10 protein-coding genes are annotated in these 16,950 nt (G+C 55.3%); 5 read left to right on the top strand and 5 right to left on the bottom strand.

What is annotated here, in order from left to right; translation table 11 throughout:
- The 5 genes from G364_RS16580 to G364_RS0112640 form a co-directional block, all read left to right on the top strand.
- Positions 1-2,061, top strand: a 2,061-nt coding sequence (locus G364_RS16580) for a type VI secretion system Vgr family protein (RefSeq protein WP_019935520.1), incomplete at its 5' end; no start/stop codon positions are given.
- A 1-nt stretch (position 2,062) separates the two neighbouring features.
- Entirely contained in the window at positions 2,063-2,917 is an 855-nt protein-coding gene (locus G364_RS0112655) for a DUF4123 domain-containing protein (RefSeq protein ID WP_040614639.1), read from the top strand.
- Positions 2,907-6,602, top strand: a complete 3,696-nt coding sequence (locus tag G364_RS0112650; protein WP_156816510.1) for a toxin VasX — start codon at positions 2,907-2,909, stop codon at positions 6,600-6,602. Before G364_RS0112655 ends, G364_RS0112650 begins: the two co-directional genes overlap by 11 nt.
- Positions 6,603-6,637: 35 nt before the next feature.
- Positions 6,638-7,606, top strand: a complete 969-nt coding sequence (locus G364_RS16880; protein ID WP_019935517.1) for a hypothetical protein — start codon at positions 6,638-6,640, stop codon at positions 7,604-7,606.
- 86 nt (positions 7,607-7,692) lie between these two features.
- Positions 7,693-8,748 carry a transporter substrate-binding domain-containing protein gene (locus G364_RS0112640; protein WP_019935516.1) on the top strand — a complete coding sequence of 352 codons (1,056 nt, stop codon included), beginning with the start codon at positions 7,693-7,695 and terminating at the stop codon, positions 8,746-8,748.
- A 76-nt stretch (positions 8,749-8,824) separates the two neighbouring features.
- Here the strand turns inward: G364_RS0112640 and G364_RS0112635 are convergent, their stop codons facing one another.
- From G364_RS0112635 to sucA, 5 genes are all read right to left on the bottom strand, one after another.
- Positions 8,825-10,489 (bottom strand): methyl-accepting chemotaxis protein, encoded by a 1,665-nt coding sequence (locus G364_RS0112635; RefSeq protein WP_019935515.1) that lies wholly within the window; start codon positions 10,487-10,489, stop codon positions 8,825-8,827.
- 268 nt (positions 10,490-10,757) lie between these two features.
- On the bottom strand, positions 10,758-11,630 hold the full coding sequence (sucD, locus tag G364_RS0112630; RefSeq protein ID WP_019935514.1) for a succinate--CoA ligase subunit alpha: 873 nt from the start codon (positions 11,628-11,630) through the stop codon (positions 10,758-10,760).
- 4 nt (positions 11,631-11,634) lie between these two features.
- A complete protein-coding gene (sucC, locus tag G364_RS0112625; RefSeq protein ID WP_019935513.1) occupies positions 11,635-12,801 on the bottom strand; it encodes an ADP-forming succinate--CoA ligase subunit beta in 1,167 nt (388 codons plus the stop codon).
- Between the two features lie 70 nt (positions 12,802-12,871).
- Positions 12,872-14,080 (bottom strand): 2-oxoglutarate dehydrogenase complex dihydrolipoyllysine-residue succinyltransferase, encoded by a 1,209-nt coding sequence (gene odhB / locus G364_RS0112620; RefSeq protein WP_019935512.1) that lies wholly within the window; start codon positions 14,078-14,080, stop codon positions 12,872-12,874.
- 18 nt (positions 14,081-14,098) lie between these two features.
- Positions 14,099-16,909 carry a 2-oxoglutarate dehydrogenase E1 component gene (gene sucA, locus G364_RS0112615; protein WP_019935511.1) on the bottom strand — a complete coding sequence of 937 codons (2,811 nt, stop codon included), beginning with the start codon at positions 16,907-16,909 and terminating at the stop codon, positions 14,099-14,101.
- Positions 16,910-16,950: the final 41 nt, after the last annotated feature.

The raw sequence follows: 16,950 nt of genomic DNA, 5'->3' as shown, positions 1-16,950 counted from the left end.
CAGGCCCGGCTGCAGCTGGGAGAGCTGGGGCCGCAGCCGGTGTATGACTGGCACGGCAAAGAGGCCCTCAGCCGCTGCTTTTCGCTCTCGGTCACCCTGGTGTGCCGTTCGCCGCTGCCGCCCCTGACCACCCTGCTGCAGCAACCGGCCACCCTGGAACTGCACAGCCCAAAAGGTACCCGGCGCTATGTGCACGGCCTGGTGTTTGACCTCACCGAGCTCGACCGCAGCCCCCGCCATGTGCGCTACCGGCTCACCCTGGTGCCGCCGCTGGCGCTGCTTGACCTGCGCCGGGGCGTGCGCATCTTTCAGGGCCAGACCGTGCCCGACATTGTTGAGCGCCTGCTTACCGAGGCCGGCCTCAGCGCCGACACCCGGGAATGGCGGCTGAACCGCAACTACGCCCCCCGTGACTACTGCGTGCAATATAACGAAACCGAGCTGGCCTTTATTGAGCGCCTGCTGGCCGAAGAAGGCATTCACTACCACTTTGTGCACCGGGCCGAAGACACCCTGCTGGTGCTGGCCGACGGCCCCGAAGGCCTGGACCTGCTGCCGGCGTTGCCGTTCAAGGCCGACACCGGCATGGCACACCGCACCCATGCCATTACCCGCCTCACCGCCGGCCCCGGGGTGCGCACCGGCAAGGTCAGCCTGCGGGACTACGACTTCACCCGTCCGGCGCTGCCACTGCAGCCCCACAGCCAGCACCTGCCCGGGCCCGACCACGCCGACGAGCAACCGCTGGAAGACTACCGCTGGCCCGGCACCTTTCTCAGCCAGGCCCGGGGCCAGCAACTCACCGACCTGAGCCTGGCTCGTCACCGCCATAACCACATCACAGTGACCGGCGAAAGCGACAGCCCGCAACTGATGGCCGGCCACTACCAGCCGCTGGAAGACCACCCCAACCCCGAGCACAACCAGCTGTGGCTGATTACTCAACTCCGTTACCACGGCAAACAACCCCAGGTGCTGGGCGAGCTGACCGACGGCCAGAGTGAATTTCACTGTGAGTTTACCGCCCTGCCCGAAGCCAGTGTGTATCGGCCCCCGTGCCCACCCAAACCCCGGGTGCCCGGCCAGCAAAGCGCCATGGTCACCGGCCCGCAAGGCGAAGAGATTTACTGTGATGAATACGGCCGGGTCAAAGTGCAGTTCTACTGGGACCGCCAGGGCCGGGGTGATGAAAACACCAGCACCTGGCTGCGGGTCAGTCAGGGCTGGGCCGGCAACGGCTATGGCCAGTTCATGCTGCCCCGAGTGGGCATGGAAGTGCTGGTGAGCTTTATCGACGGTGACCCGGACCGGCCCATTATTACCGGCTGTTTGTATAACGGGGCCAACCGGGTGCCCTATGCGCTGCCCGAGCACAAAACCCGCTCCACCTTTAAAACCGCCTCCAGCCCCGGCAGCGCCAACGCCAACGAGCTGCGCTTTGAAGACAAGGCCGGCCAGGAGCAAATTTACCTGCATGCGGCCAAGGACTACGACCAGCTCATCGACCACAACAAAAAGACCGAGGTGCTCAACGACCGGCACACCGACACCCACGGCACTCACTACGGCCGCACGCGGGGCGACCACCACCACACGGTGAACGGTACTCACCACAGCCGTACCGACGGCGACCGCCACGAGCAGGTGGGCGGCAGCCGCCACACCGAGCTGGGCAGCCAGGAATTGCTGAAAGCCGGCAGAGAGATACACCTCTCCTCCGGCCACAAGGTAGTGCTGGACGCCGGTGCCGAGCTCACCCTCAAGGCCGGCGGCAGCATGATCAAACTGGATCCGTCCGGCATTACCCTGCTCGGCCCCAGCATCAAGATGAATTCCGGTGGCAGCCCGGGACAAGGAGCAGGAGCTGCGGTGAAGTCTGCTCTCTTGCCAGGTGGAGCCGAGCAAACTCCCCCTGCCAGACCTCTGCAAAAACTGCTGGGGCTTAAAATGCACGAAGCCAGCGCCCTGAACCTGCCCATGGTACAGCTTTGCCAGGAGCAGACCGACGGGACCTGCCCTCTCACAGACTGCCCTTGCGGAAAATATCAGGGTGGAAATTGATATGCAGCAGACAATAGACACGCTGCTTCGTCAGCATCATCACATTGAGCATCGACTTTTCTTGCTGGCAGAAAATAAAGCGTCGTTTTTGGCAGATATTTATCGACTGCTGCCTCACTGCGAAACCTGGCCGTTAATGCTCAACAGCGAGCTTGAAGCAGTAGCGCATCAGGGGCCACACCTGACTCTGCTGCCAGACAACACTCATGTTGAACAACTATGGCAGGCGGCACAGGCGGGTGGCTGGCACTTTTGTCTGTTGGCCGGCCCCATTACCGAACACCGCGCACAAGAGCAATTATTCACTCGTCTGCAAGTGCAATATAACGGCGGCCGAAAAGGCCTATTGCGCTATTACGCCCCCGTCATCAGCGACTACCTGTTTCGCTACTGCAGTGATGCCGACTTTGCCAGCTGGATGGGCGACTTTGACCGCGTATATTGGTTCAGCACTCCTTTCTGGCAGGATGAAGCCCCCGGCTGGCACACGCGCCAGACACCTGACCACACCGCGGCTTGCACCGAGCAGTTGTTGCCTTCCATGCAGCAGGCACTTGAACGCTGCCAGCTGGATAAGCTGTTGACCCGCTTTATTCATGAGCAGCAACTGCCACCTCAGCCTTTACACTGGTGGCAACAGCAGCATGCCCACATTCAGCATGCCGAAGCACACAACATTTATAGCGAAACCGGCCTGCTTGACTACCTCGCCCTGTGCCGGCGAAGCACTCTGCAAGCGCCGCTGCAGCAAGCAAGCCAGGCCGGGCTGAAGCTTAACGGCGACGAACAAAATAAACTGACCAGCCTGAAGCATTGGCTGATGACGCAAGAAAAAGAGTTTGAGCATGAATACTAAAGCACGTTCAATGGACAATGGCGCCGCCTGCGAAAAACCCAAACTGCATATTCAGCTGGCTGGCCTTAACCACCCCGCCGGGCAACACTTTCAGATTTTTGAGGCCGGCACCGACAAACGCCTGACCGACCTAGAGGCCACGCTGGAAAAGCGCACCCTGGATGACAGCGTTATTTACTCATGGGAATACAAACCCCATCGAACTTATGATATTGCCCTTGGCATAGAGGCCGGCGGTGGCTCCCTGAGCTTGCCGCTGTTTCAGCGGTTGCGTGGCAGTGAACTTGGCCCCATCGAACAAGCGCAGCACAACCTGGTGGTGCCCATTGTTCCTCTGACATGGCTGCCCTGCTATCGTCAGGCCGAAGCGGATAACGCCATTGGTGCCTGCCGCAGTGGTTATCTTTATCTGTTTTATCAGGGTAAAGCCTGGCGAGAGATTCGGGTAGACACCGGCGAAAACGGTTATGAGTTTACAGATGTTGACCTGAGCGCTTTTCGCAACAGCGATGGTTTTACCGAAAGCCGCCGTTCTGCCAGTGGTAAAGCGCTGGAAGAAGTCTGGCTGCCTGCAAAAGCCGATACCGGCAAGGGGAGTGCCAGTGAACTGCTGGTGGCATTCTCTGAAGTGCAGTGGAGTGCGGCATATCTGGCTCATTTTGAAAATAACGCGGGCAAGGCGGCCGAACGCCTGGAGCCGGTGGCTGAACTAAGCAAATGGCAACCGGCATTCTCTCAGCGAATGGGCAATATGCGCTCCCTCACCCACTTATTCCCGCTGCGCGAACGTGAGCCGCTTCGCGAATTAAACCTGGCCGATCCCCTCTACTTTGCCCGCGATTTGAGTGGTTCCTATCTCTCCGAACTGAGGGAGGCGGCTACCAAAGAGCGCAACAATCTTGAGGCCGGTGGCAGTGCCAGCATACAAGAGTTTGGCCAACATGAAGACTTCAGCAAACTGGGCCTGGATAGCAATGCCCGCCATGACGCATTGAGAGAATACGCCCTTGAAAAAGAGCTGCTTCCACAGAGCACCAAGTCAAAAACTGACGAAGGCACTTTTACAAAAGATCTTGCCGCAAAGGATTTAATTGCTTCTCCCTGCGAGCGAAAAATTGTTACCTTGATTCTTCAGGATCCGGTTTTCAGCATACGGCATGCAGTACAACAGCTGAATGATCTTTATCATTACCTTAAGTTGATATTGCAACTGACCAACAGTCAAAAACATGGAAAACATGCCACTCTTATTCAGCAAGTGATTATGCCGGAGCAACTGGCCGGCAGTGAAAACCCCTTCTACAAAGCTGCATCCTGCGTTGATGGCTACCTGGGCGGAAAATTCAAACGAGCCATTCGTGAAATTGAAAGAATCAACATTCACTCTCACATTGAAAAAGTAAAAAAATCATTATTAGCCTTACTGCAGAAAACCTCCACCTCGAACACATTAAAAGACTTTTCAGGCCTCACCGGCCCGGATAAAGCGGGCCTACACCTTTTGGTAGGAAAAACAGCATCAGCATTACTTATCGAGAGCAAGAAAATAGACTACCTCTCACATGATAAAAACAGTGAGGTCACTGCCGAGGCGCAAAACTATGTGACCAGCATCTTAAGTAAAGATGCAAAACACCCACTTTATAGCAGCCTGTTCGTTGTGACAGAGTCCATGCAGAGCCAGCCTGATGCTGGAAGTTTGATCACAGAGCTTACCCCAGCGTGTATTCGCGACTGGGCACCGAACAACAAGCTACCTGATCCTGACAAGCTTCAGTGCCTTGAATTGAAGCTTATGCTGGAAAATCTGCTGAAAACAGACGACAGCGAGTTAGGCATAATGTTGGAAAACGGTAAGGTTGAATCCAGCCAATTCCCCAACGCACGCCGGCTGATACATTACTTTGATGGTCTAATCTCCAACTTAAGCGCCAGTGCCCTTGCACTCACTCAAGAAGCGGCATCCTTAAGTGAAAACCTTGAAATAAAAAAACTGCACGCAATCAACGATGGTATTAGTGATCTCATCAACCGTTCTGTAGGTGAGCAGTTCAAGATTTTTAATTTTGAGGCGGTAAGCAAGCAATACAGTAACCGATATATTGTGACTGGTGCAGAACTTCAGACCGATGCTCCTGCTGACACAAGTGTGAAAAAAACCTCCGGCACAGCGCCCACTGCCGATACTCCCAGAGTAAAATATCATCACTTCAAAAGCAGTTATGGGGATGTGATCCCCGCTGGAGTAGCAGAAGCCCCCTACAGCACCAATAAAAAGCGTTTAAATAAGCCAGTTGAAAAAACCTATTCTCTTGTAAAGCTGGGCATACTGGAAGATAACAAGCAGAACTCGAAACTGGTCCGCCTTATCGTACGCATGGAGAAAATGGCAGAAGCAGGAAAACGACTTAAGTTGCCATTAGTCATTCCAATTATTGAGTTTATTAACTTTGATCTGGAACGTAGAAATTTCAGTAAAACTGCTTATGAGAAGGGAGCAGCAAGAACAGTAGCAGGCATAGGTAGCGCTACCATTGATTTAAGTGTTGCTCTAGCTAAGCTTTATGAATTTTCTAGCATTCAGGAAAATTTTATTACTAAGTATTTTGCTAAAGACACGAAGGACTATACCAAAACCGTGGATCTGTTTGACCCCAAGCGGAAGTGGATGAAAGCCACCATGAGCCGGTTAAATTTCGCCGCCGTGAGTGCCGGTGCACTAACAACCGCACTCGCAGCATGGGATGTTTATTATGCATTACGCAGAAATGATCATGACGCCGCCATTGCCTATGGCGTGCTGGCCGCCGGCACTACCATGATGACCACCAGCAGCCTGATTGCCGCCAACGCTACCTTGCTTGGGCTGGGGCCCATCGCCTGGCTCACCGCCGGCATTGCCCTTGCTGTAGCCGGAGGCATTGCCCTTATCTTTACCGAAGATGCAGAAATAGAGCAACTGCTGAAGCACGGTGTGTTTGGTACCGACCCTAAAGAGGACGGCGAAGCCTATGACTGGCTACACAATGAGCCCGAGCAGGCATACGCCCACCTTGCAGGCCTGCTGATAAACCTGAGAATTCGCGTGATCCCCACCGACCAACTGCAGGGGTTAACGCCAAAGGATAAAAAGATTGTCAATAACAAAAGACTGGATACTTGTGTGAGTGTTGAATATAACCTGCCTTTCGGCCTGGAAGGGATCGACACAGTGAAAATATATGCACGAGAAGCCATTAAAAAATGCACCCACTACGCTAACTTCAACAATGGCAACTCAGAAATCACCAGCTCCCTGCTTAATCTGGAGTCTCCCAACCTGAAGAATGGATTCATTGTAGAGCACTCGGGAGGGAGAATGTTTTTTTATCGTACCAGTCGCAAGCAGCATAAAGAGCAGCAACAATCTTATTATGGCGCTGTGACCAGACGAACTCATTACCTCGCAGTACGTGCCCAACTTAGACTGTTACCAGACACTGTAAGCCTGCAGGCTGATAAAAGTAATCGTGAGTTTGTCTGGCCCCGGCCTCTCTTGCATGAAGTAGCAAAAAATAAACCTGAAGACTTCAGCAAGCCGGTGTTTAAAACACCAACAGAGCCAACCCCTTACTGGGCAGACGAGATTAACCATGGCACAGACGACAGTCTCTCTCAGTTCAAGCAGCATAAAATACACAGCTAATTAATAACCAACTTATTTATTAAGGTAGCAACACCATGTATTACTCAGACACCGCCTATCGTTCCGATAATATTCCCGACCTGCCCCCGCCACCGGCCGGTAACAGCGGCTTCTGGGCCCAGATGGGCTTGCGTGCAGGCCGCAAGCTTCAATACAACAACAAGGAGGTGTTACAGACCGATCTGGCGCTGCGCTGGAAGCCGTCCGAGATCAGGGCTCAGGAGCAAGAGCCTGCCTCATCCATGCTGGATAATTTCTGTACTCATGAGCGGATCAGTACCGTACAGCCGCCCTTCTGGTTCAGGCTGATTATTTTTCTGGAAAAGTTTGCTCGCTGGGGTATTGGACCAATAATAATTGTTATGTTCTTAGTAGAAACCACAATATATTCTTTAAATATGCTTCCTAATGTTGACAAGTATAACACTCTGTCCATCAAAACATTTCAAGTTACCATAACTTTTATTTTAATAGCATTTACTTGCGCACTCCCTGCTTATATTATCGGCGAAGTCCTTCCCCGATTAAATATAAAGCTCAACGCATTCCCCATATTTGAACTTAATCGCCGCACCGGCATGGTCACTGTGTACCGTAAAGGAAAGTTATATTACAGTCATCCTTTTGTTGAGTTTGATGCCTATCTCGGCACCCTGGCCGACCATCAGGGCTCTCCCCATTACTTTATGAACCTGGTGCACCGCTATCATCAATATGACCGCGCCTGTGGTCTGAGCGATCTAACCTCACGCATTTATCGGGAAGACAACATCTACACCCTCTGGCCCATGATCCAGCAATATATGGACGTCACCCGCCCCCTGCCCGACATGCTGTTTCTCGAGCCCTATCGGCAGCTGGACCCCACCACTAAAGCCCATGATGCCGCCACCGGCCGGCCCGAGCGCTATTGGCGTGATATGAGCGACGAAGAATACGAGCGTATTATTCATCAACAAGACGCCGAGCAACGCAAAGCACTTAAACGAGACGGCCTGCGGTAGCCCGGTCGCACCCGGCTTCGTTTGCCTCTACAATGTTTGCTTACACATCAACAAGGAACCACGCCACAGCAAGGCCGGATTACGTTATGTTAAGAAAATTTTTGTTTTGTTTGTTATTACTCAGCCCCTTGGCACAGGCCCAGCAGGAAACATTGAAAGTGGGCATAACTCAGGTACCGCCCTTTGTGATGGAAACCGAAGACGGCCGCTGGGAAGGCATTAGCATTGATTTGTGGGAAGACATTGCCGGCGGCATGGAGCAGGACTATGAGCTGGTACCCATGCCATTTGGTAAACTGCTGGATGCGGTAGAGGCCGGTGATGTAGACGTGGCCGTGGGTGCCCTGACCATGACCGCCGACCGTGATGCCCGCTTTGACTTCAGTCATCCTTTTTATCAGACCGGATTGTCCATTGCGGTGCCGCTGGTGCCGGAGCAGAGCCTGCTTGCCAGCCTGAAGGCATTGCTCAGCTGGCAGTTTTTGAGTGTGGTGCTGGGGCTGGCGGCGCTGCTGCTGGCGGTGGGCTTTGTGCTCTGGCTGGTGGAACGTCGCCGCAATGCCGAGCAGTTTGGCGGCTCGGCGGCAGAAGGCATTGGGGCCAGCTTCTGGTGGGCTGCCGTTACCATGACAACCGTGGGTTATGGCGACAAGGCACCGGTCACCTTTGCCGGTCGCCTGGTGGGTCTGATATGGATGTTTGCCGGCATGATCATGGTGGCCAGCTTTACCGCCGCCATTACCTCGTCACTCACCGTCAATAATCTGCGTACCGGTATTCAGGGAGTGAGTGACTTGCCCGGCAAGGTGGTGGCCACCATTAACAACACCGCCAGCCAGCGTTATCTGGAAGACGAACGCATTCGTTATCAGACTTATCCAAACCTGACCGCGGCCATGGAGTCGGTGCTGAACGGCGAGACCGATGCCATTGTGTATGACCGCGCTTTGCTGCAATACCGCAATCTGCAGCTGGGCCAGCAAAAACTGACAGTGTTGCCCGGCGTGTTTGCCCAGCAGCTGTATGCCCTGGCCCTGCCCGACGGCAGCCCGCTGCGCGCGCCGATTTCGGAGCAGGTGCTGAGAGTGACCGAAGCGGATAATTGGGCGGATGTGCGCGCTTCTTATCTGGGCAAGGAGTAAGACCAAGCAGATTAAACACTTGTTCCTTGAGTGTCTGGGAGAGTAAAAAAGGCTGCGCAAGCAGCCTTTTTTGTTGTCAGCGCACCGGCACCAGGCCGGTGTCGGCTGGCAGCTCATCATGGCGGTGTGGCTGCTGCAGCCGGTAATGAGCAATCATCTGTTCCAGCACCTTGCACTCTTCCACCAGTTGCAGGCTGGCGGTGGCGGCGGCTTCTGCCTGAGACAGAGTATCGCCCGATGCATCCCGCACCCGGGTAATGTTGCGGCTCACCTCGGAGCAAACGGCACTTTGTTCGTCGGCCGAAGCAGACACCTGAGCATTGAGTTCATTAATGCGCGCCACCTGGTCAATAATGGCCTGCAGCGAGTCCATGGCGTCCTGAGTGCGCGCCACACTGTCGGCGGCCTGGCCTTCTGCTTTTTCAATGGCCTGCACTGCATCCTTGGCCTCGTTCTGCAACAGCCGAATCATGCCGGTAATTTCTTCTGCCGACTGCTGCGTGCGCAGTGCCAGGGTGCGTACTTCATCGGCCACCACCGCAAAGCCCCGGCCCGACTCCCCTGCCCTGGCCGCTTCAATAGCGGCATTCAGTGCCAGCAGATTGGTCTGCTCGGCAATACCCTTGATCATGTCGAGCACCTTGTCGACCTGATCACAGCGGCCGTCAAGCTCGCGTATTACTTTGTCGATACGGTTTATCTCGCCGTTTAACAGCTGTATGCCTTCCACCGCTACCCGGGCCTGATCGTTGGCGGTTAATGCAAAAGCGTGGCTCTGCTCCGAGGTTTCTGCAGTCAGGCGGGCATTTTCCCGCACTTCCCGGGCAGAGGCTTCCATTTCATTAATGGCAGTGGCAATCAGGGCCGTTTCGCTGTCTTGCGCCTTTACCGAGCTGTCGGTTTGCTGGGCGGTGTGCTGAATGTCACCGGCGGCATTATGAATATGCCCGGTCACCCGGCGCACTTCTGTCAGGCTGCTCTGAAAGCTGCTCAGCAGGCCGTTAACTGCCTTGGTCAGGCCGCCCAGCTCGTCATTGCCCATGGGCTCAAGACGAACAGACAGATCCCGCTCGGCAGCCACCCGCTGTACCCGCTGGCTGATATTGAGAATAGGCCGCTTGAGATAATGGTTCTGTACCAGCCAGAGCACAATAAAGGCCACCAGAAACACGCCAATCAGCACAGCCGCCAGACGCAGGTTATTGCGCTGGATCTGGCTGAAGGTGTCACTCAGATCATAACTGATGCGCACCGCGCCCATCACGGTGCCTTCAGGCACCTGATGACATTGCAGACAGGCGGTGCCGCGATATTCCTTGTAGGCTTTGAACGGCTTGATCAGTGTCAGGTTGGGAATGTCGTCTTCCAGGTGCATTTCCAGCACGGTTTCACCCTGCTCAATGGCACGCCGGTCCAGCTCATCCTGAATGGCCTGATCCGGTGCGCCCGGGCCAAATAGTTTGGTCACCGCCGGTGCACGGATCACCCGTGCCTGCTCTATGCCTTTTTCTTCCTGAATTTTGCTTTGCACCAGACCACGCTGATGAATGGCCCCGTTTACCATCAGCACATTAAGCTGATCCATATAGAGGTTGGCAGTGGTGTCAATTTTCTCTTCGGCCAGATGCAGGGCCAGACCGCGTTGCAGCTGAGTGGAAATGCCATAACAGAGGGCAAAGACCAACACAAAAATCACCAGCAGCGGTAAAAATATTTTCCAGTTGAGAGACAGATTGCGCATTCCTTGTGGGCCTCTGAATGAGTCCGAAAGAAGACCATTCTAGAGTAATAACGCGGTAAAGAAATGTCATTCGCTGCTGTCGTTGATCTGGATCAAGTTCGAGCAGAGGTCACGTCCTGCGCCGGCTGAGCCATGAGCACTATACTTAAGGGACTGTGATAGAAAGCGGCTCCCTCCCCTTTTCAAGGGGAGGGTCAGGGTGAGGTTTGTTTTAGTCATTAAAAAGGAGCCTTACGGCTCCTTTCTTCTTCCAGCTTTCAGCTCTACGTTACCAGCCGGTCACTTCCCGCAGGGCGGAGCCGATGTCGGCCAGGGAGCGTACGGTTTTCACGCCGGCGTCCTGCAGAGCGGCAAATTTCTCGTCTGCAGTGCCCTTGCCACCGGAGATAATGGCACCGGCATGGCCCATGCGTTTGCCCGGAGGCGCAGTCACACCAGCGATATAAGACACTACTGGCTTGGTGACGTTTTCCTTGATGAAAGCAGCGGCTTCTTCTTCGGCGGTGCCGCCGATTTCACCAATCATCACAATGGCTTCGGTTTCCGGATCGTCCTGGAACAGCTTCAGAATATCAATGAAGTTGGAGCCGGGAATCGGGTCACCGCCAATACCGATGCAGCTGGACTGACCAAAGCCTTCGTCTGTGGTCTGCTTCACCGCTTCATAGGTCAGGGTGCCGGAGCGGGACACGATGCCCACCTTGCCCTTCTTGTGAATATGACCGGGCATAATGCCGATCTTGCACTCGTCGGGAGTGATCACGCCCGGGCAGTTGGGTCCAATCATGCGCACGCCGGTTTCATCCAGCTTCACTTTTACGTCCAGCATGTCGAGGGTAGGAATGCCCTCAGTGATGGTCACGATCAGCTCAATGCCGGCGTCGATGGCTTCCAGAATGGCGTCTTTACAGAATGGAGCCGGCACATAAATCACGGTGGCGGTAGCACCGGTGGCTTCTACCGCTTCACGTACCGTGTTAAACACCGGCAGGCCCAGATGAGTTGTGCCGCCCTTGCCCGGAGACACGCCACCTACCATTTGGGTGCCGTATTCAATGGCTTGCTCGGAGTGAAAGGTACCCTGGCCGCCGGTGAAGCCCTGGCAGATAACCTTGGTGTCTTTATTGATCAGAATGCTCATGCTGTTATTTCCCCTTGGCGGCGTTAACGACCTGAACGGCAGCGTCGGTCAGGCTGGTGGCGGCGATGATGTTAAGGCCGGATTCATCCAGCTTGGCAGTGCCGGCTTCGGCATTGTTGCCTTCCAGACGAACCACCACGGGCACTTTTACGCCCACTTCTTTCACCGCACCGATAATGCCTTCGGCAATCATGTCACAGCGCACAATGCCGCCGAAAATGTTTACCAGTACCGCTTTTACATTGCTGTCGGAGAGAATAATCTTGAACGCTTCGGTCACCCGCTCCTTGGTGGCACCACCGCCCACATCCAGGAAGTTGGCGGGAGAGCCGCCGTGCAGGTTAACGATGTCCATGGTGCCCATGGCCAGACCGGCACCGTTCACCATGCAGCCGATGTTGCCATCCAGCGCCACATAGTTCAGCTCCCACTTGGCTGCGTGCGCTTCGCGGGCATCGTCCTGAGACGGATCGTGCATGTCGCGCAGCTTGGGCTGACGGTACATGGCGTTGGAGTCAATGTTGATCTTGCCGTCCAGGCAGTGCAGGTTGCCTTCACTGGTGATCACCAGGGGGTTGATTTCGAGCAGGGCGAAATCATAGTCCAGGAACATTTGTCCCAGACCGAGAAAAATTTTGGTGAACTGCTTAATCTGGTCGCCTTTCAGGCCCAGTTTAAATGCCAGTTCACGCCCCTGATAGGCCTGCGGACCCACCAGCGGATCAATGGCAGCTTTGTGAATGAGTTCAGGGGTCTCTTCCGCCACCTTTTCAATCTCAACACCACCTTCAGTGGATGCCATGAACACTACACGACGGGTCGCACGATCTACTACCGCGCCCAGGTAAAGTTCCTTGTCGATGTCGGTGCACGACTCCACCAGAATTTTGGCCACCGGCTGACCATTGGCATCAGTCTGGTAAGTTACCAGATTTTTGCCCAGCCAGTTTTCGGCGAATTCCCGGATTTCTTCCTTGGTTTTGGCAAGCTTGACGCCGCCGGCTTTACCACGGCCACCTGCGTGGACCTGACACTTTACTACCCACATGTCACCGCCAATTTTACTGGCCGCTTCTACCGCTTCCTGCGGGTTATCACATGCGTAGCCTTCGGATACGGGCAGACCGTATTCGGCGAACAGCTGTTTTGCCTGATATTCATGCAAATTCATGTTGTGTTTCCGTTGTTGTAGGGTTCAGGGCATGGGGCGGGATCGGGCCCGCCCTCTTGTTATTGTTGGCTTATACGTCCAGCAGCAGACGAGTCGGATCTTCCAGCAGCTCCTTGATGGAGACCAGGAAGCTGACCGATTCGCGGCCGTCGATCAAACGGTGATCGTAAGACAGCGCCAAGTACATCATGGGCAAAATTTCTACTTTGCCGTCTACCGCCATGGGTCTGTCCTGGATTTTGTGCATACCCAGAATAGCGCTCTGCGGCGGGTTGATGATGGGGGTAGACATCAGGGAGCCGAACACGCCGCCATTGGTGATGGTGAAGTTACCGCCAGACAGCTCGTCCACGGTCAGCTTGCCGTCACGGCCCTTGATGGCCAGCTCTTTGATGCCCTTCTCGATGTCGGCCAGGCTCAGGCGATCGCAGTCGCGCAGCACCGGGGTGACCAGACCACGGGGGGTGGATACGGCAATGCTGACATCAAAGAAGTTGTGATAAACAATGTCTTCGCCGTCGATGGAGGCGTTGACTTCCGGGAAACGCTTGAGCGATTCCACCACCGCCTTCACATAGAAGGACATAAAGCCCAGGCGAATGCCGTGACGCTTCTCGAAAATGTCCTGATACTGCTTGCGCAGCTCCATGATCGGCTTCATGTTGACTTCGTTGAAGGTGGTCAGCATGGCGGTGGTGTTTTTCGCTTCCAGCAGACGCTCGGCCACACGCTTGCGCAGACGGGTCATGGGCACGCGCTTTTCATCACGCTCGTCGGGGCGAACCAGCTCCAGATCCTGGGTCTTGGCCGCGGCCGGCTTGTCGGCGGTTTTGGCCTTGCCACCATCCTTGATAACCGCTTCCACGTCTTCCTTGGTAATGCGCCCGCCCTTGCCGGAGCCGGAGACCTTGCTCACGTCAATATTGTGCTCGGCAACCAGCCGGCGAACTGCCGGGCTCAGATCGTCGTTTTCTGCTTTGGCGTCGGCTTTGGCATCCTCGCTGGAAGCCGGCTTTTCTTTGGTTTCTTCACCGGCCACGGCACCTTTTTTCAGCTTGCCAATGACCTGCTGACCCAGCACGGTGGCACCGGCGTCCTCAACAATGGATTCCAGCACGCCGGCTTCCGGTGCCGGCACTTCCAGCACTACCTTGTCGGTTTCAATATCGACGATCACTTCGTCGCGCTCTACGCGATCGCCGGGCTGTTTGTGCCAGGTGGCGATGGTGGCGTCGGCAACGGATTCTGGGAGGTCGGGAACCTTGATTTCGATGCTCATCAATATGTCCTTAGTGCGTTAAGCTTTGGGCGTCAGTGCATCTTCCACCAACGCTTTTTGTTGTTGTAAGTGAACCGAGGTGTAACCCACTGCCGGTGAGGCCGAGGCTTCACGGCCGGCGTAGCTCAGTTTGGCGCCATCCGGAATGGCGGCCCGGAAATGATGCTGGCTGCAGTACCAGGCACCCTGGTTTTGCGGCTCTTCCTGGCACCAGACAAAATCGGTAACGTGCTGATAATCAGCCAGAATGGCGGCCACTTCTTCCTGCGGGAAGGGGTAAAGCTGCTCAATCCGAATAATGGCCACATCTGTTTGTTCGTTCTTGCGACGGGCTTCGAGCAAATCGTAATACACCTTGCCGGCACAAAGAATCACACGTGTCACGCCTTTGGGATCCAGATCATCAATTTCGCCAATCGCGTTCTGGAATGTGCCCTGGGCCAGGGTTTCCAGCTCGGAAACCGCCAGCGGATGGCGCAGCAGTGACTTGGGCGTCATGACTACCAGCGGACGACGCATGGGACGCAGCACCTGACGACGCAGCATGTGGAATACCTGCGCCGGCGTGGTGGGCACGCACACCTGCATATTGTGCTCGGCGCACAGCTGCAGATAACGCTCAAGGCGGGCACTGGAGTGCTCGGGCCCCTGCCCTTCATAACCATGGGGTAACAACAGGGTCAGACCACACATACGGCCCCACTTCTGCTCACCGGAGCTGAGGAACTGGTCAATCACCACCTGAGCGCCGTTGGCAAAGTCACCGAACTGGGCTTCCCAGATGGTCAGGCCCACAGGCTCGGCAGTGGCATAGCCGTATTCAAAGGCCATGACCGCTTCTTCACTCAGTACCGAGTCATACACCTGGAACTGGCCCTGCTCTTCAGACAGGTAGCACAGCGGGGTGTAAATGCTGGCGTCGTTCTGGTTGTGCAGCACCGCATGACGGTGGAAGAAGGTGCCGCGGCCGGAATCCTGACCGGTCAGACGCACTTCATAGCCGTTGTCACACAGCGTGGCATAGGCAAGGGTCTCAGCAAAACCCCAGTCCACGAGCTTTTCACCCTCGGCCATCAGCTTGCGATCGGCATAAATCTTGGCCACCTGACGCTGCAGCTCATGGGTCTCGGGATAGCGAATCATGCGCCCGGCCAGCTCCTTGAGCTGGTCGAGATCATAAGTGGAGTCGTATGGCATATCCCACTCGTGACCCAGATAGGGGGACCAGTCTACCGAGTGCTTCTGCATCGGCCGCCATTCCTTAACCACACACTCACCCTGATCCAACGCATCGCGGTATTCGTTGATCATGGTGGTCACCTGCTCCGCCGAGACCGTTTTGTTCTCGATCAGCTGGTCAGCGTAGATCTTGCGCGGGGTCGGGTGCTTCTTGATCTTCTGATACATCAGCGGCTGGGTCGCACTCGGCTCGTCGGCTTCGTTGTGACCATGGCGGCGGTAGCACACCAGATCGATCACCACATCGCGGCCGAACTCATTACGGAAGTCCAGCGCCAGCTGAGTGACCTGCACCACGGCTTCCGGATCATCGGCATTCACGTGGAAGATAGGTGCCTGCACCATTTTGGCAATGTCGGTGCAATATTCGGTAGAGCGGGTATCGCGCGGATTGGAGGTAGTAAAGCCAACCTGGTTGTTGATCACGATACGCACAGTGCCGCCCACCCCGTAGCCCCGGGTGAGTGACATGTTAAAGGTTTCGGCTACCACACCCTGACCGGCAAAGGCGGAGTCACCGTGAATGGTAACCGGCAGCACCTGACGCCCGTCGGGATTATCGAGACGATCCATGCGGGCACGGACCGAGCCAATGACCACAGGGTTAACAATTTCCAGGTGAGACGGGTTAAATGCCAGCGCCAGGTGCACCGGACCACCGGGAGTGTCAAAGTCGGAGCTGAAGCCCATGTGGTATTTAACGTCACCGGAGCTTTGAGTGTCGTATTTGCCGGCAAAAGCGTCAAACAAGTCTTGCGGGCGCTTGCCCAGCACGTTGACCAGCATGTTCAGACGACCACGGTGAGCCATGCCGATCACCACTTCACGACCACCTTTTTCACCAAAACGGCGGATCAGCTCTTTGGTCATGGGAATAAGGGCATCGCCCCCTTCCAGGGAGAAACGCTTGGCACCGGGGAATTTGGCACCCAGGTATTTTTCCAGGCCTTCGGCGGCGGTCAGGCTGTCAAGAAAGCGCACCTTGTCTTCATCGGTGTATTGGGGAGCGCCTACCACCGGCTCAAGCCGGCTCTGGATCCAGCGTTTTTCGCGGGTGCTGGTGATGTGCATATATTCTGCACCCACAGAGCCGCAATAGGTTTTTTTCAGGGCTGAGACCAGATCTTTCAGCTTCATGGTCTCGCTGCCAATGGCATAGGAGCCCACGTTGAAAGTGGCATCAAGATCAGCACCGGTCAGGTTATGAAAGGCCGGATCAAGTTCAGCAACTTCTTTGCGGTTCCATAAATTAAGCGGGTCCAGGTTGGCATTCTGGTGACCGCGGAAACGATACGCGTTGATCAGCTGCAGCACCTTTACCTGTTTGGCATCGGTGTGCGGATCGCTGACCGGGGTAGCATAGCGTGAAGTATCTTTGGCGAGGCGGCGGAAATAATCCCTCACCTGAGAGTGAGGCTGATCCTGCGCGGGCTCTTCGCCGGAGGGCAAGCCGTCAAACACGGTGCGCCATTCTTCGGGAACAGAGTCGGGATCAGCAAGATAGGTTTCGTACAAGTCTTCTACATAGGTCGCATTGGCACCGGCGAGGTGAGAAGAATCCAGCCAGGCTTGCATTACGCCATTGTGCATTTTTATCCCTTTGTCACTTCGCGACAGGGCTACTGTCGTTT

This window comes from Oceanimonas smirnovii ATCC BAA-899, assembly GCF_000381965.1.
GTDB classification, from domain to species: Bacteria; Pseudomonadota; Gammaproteobacteria; order Enterobacterales; family Aeromonadaceae; genus Oceanimonas; species Oceanimonas smirnovii.
Note: the sequence above shows the minus strand (reverse complement) of the source record. Positions and strands in the feature narration are given on the sequence as shown.

What these genes read in the sequence shown, in the direction of transcription:
- G364_RS0112655 (WP_040614639.1), top strand. Translation starts at nt 2,063, where the DNA reads ATGCAGCAGACAATAGACACGCTGCTTCGTCAGCATCATCACATTGAG.
- G364_RS0112650 (WP_156816510.1), top strand. Translation starts at nt 2,907, where the DNA reads ATGAATACTAAAGCACGTTCAATGGACAATGGCGCCGCCTGCGAAAAA.
- G364_RS16880 (WP_019935517.1), top strand. Translation starts at nt 6,638, where the DNA reads ATGTATTACTCAGACACCGCCTATCGTTCCGATAATATTCCCGACCTG.
- G364_RS0112640 (WP_019935516.1), top strand. Translation starts at nt 7,693, where the DNA reads ATGTTAAGAAAATTTTTGTTTTGTTTGTTATTACTCAGCCCCTTGGCA.
- G364_RS0112635 (WP_019935515.1), bottom strand. Translation starts at nt 10,489, where the DNA reads ATGCGCAATCTGTCTCTCAACTGGAAAATATTTTTACCGCTGCTGGTG.
- sucD (WP_019935514.1), bottom strand. Translation starts at nt 11,630, where the DNA reads ATGAGCATTCTGATCAATAAAGACACCAAGGTTATCTGCCAGGGCTTC.
- sucC (WP_019935513.1), bottom strand. Translation starts at nt 12,801, where the DNA reads ATGAATTTGCATGAATATCAGGCAAAACAGCTGTTCGCCGAATACGGT.
- odhB (WP_019935512.1), bottom strand. Translation starts at nt 14,080, where the DNA reads ATGAGCATCGAAATCAAGGTTCCCGACCTCCCAGAATCCGTTGCCGAC.
- sucA (WP_019935511.1), bottom strand. Translation starts at nt 16,909, where the DNA reads ATGCACAATGGCGTAATGCAAGCCTGGCTGGATTCTTCTCACCTCGCC.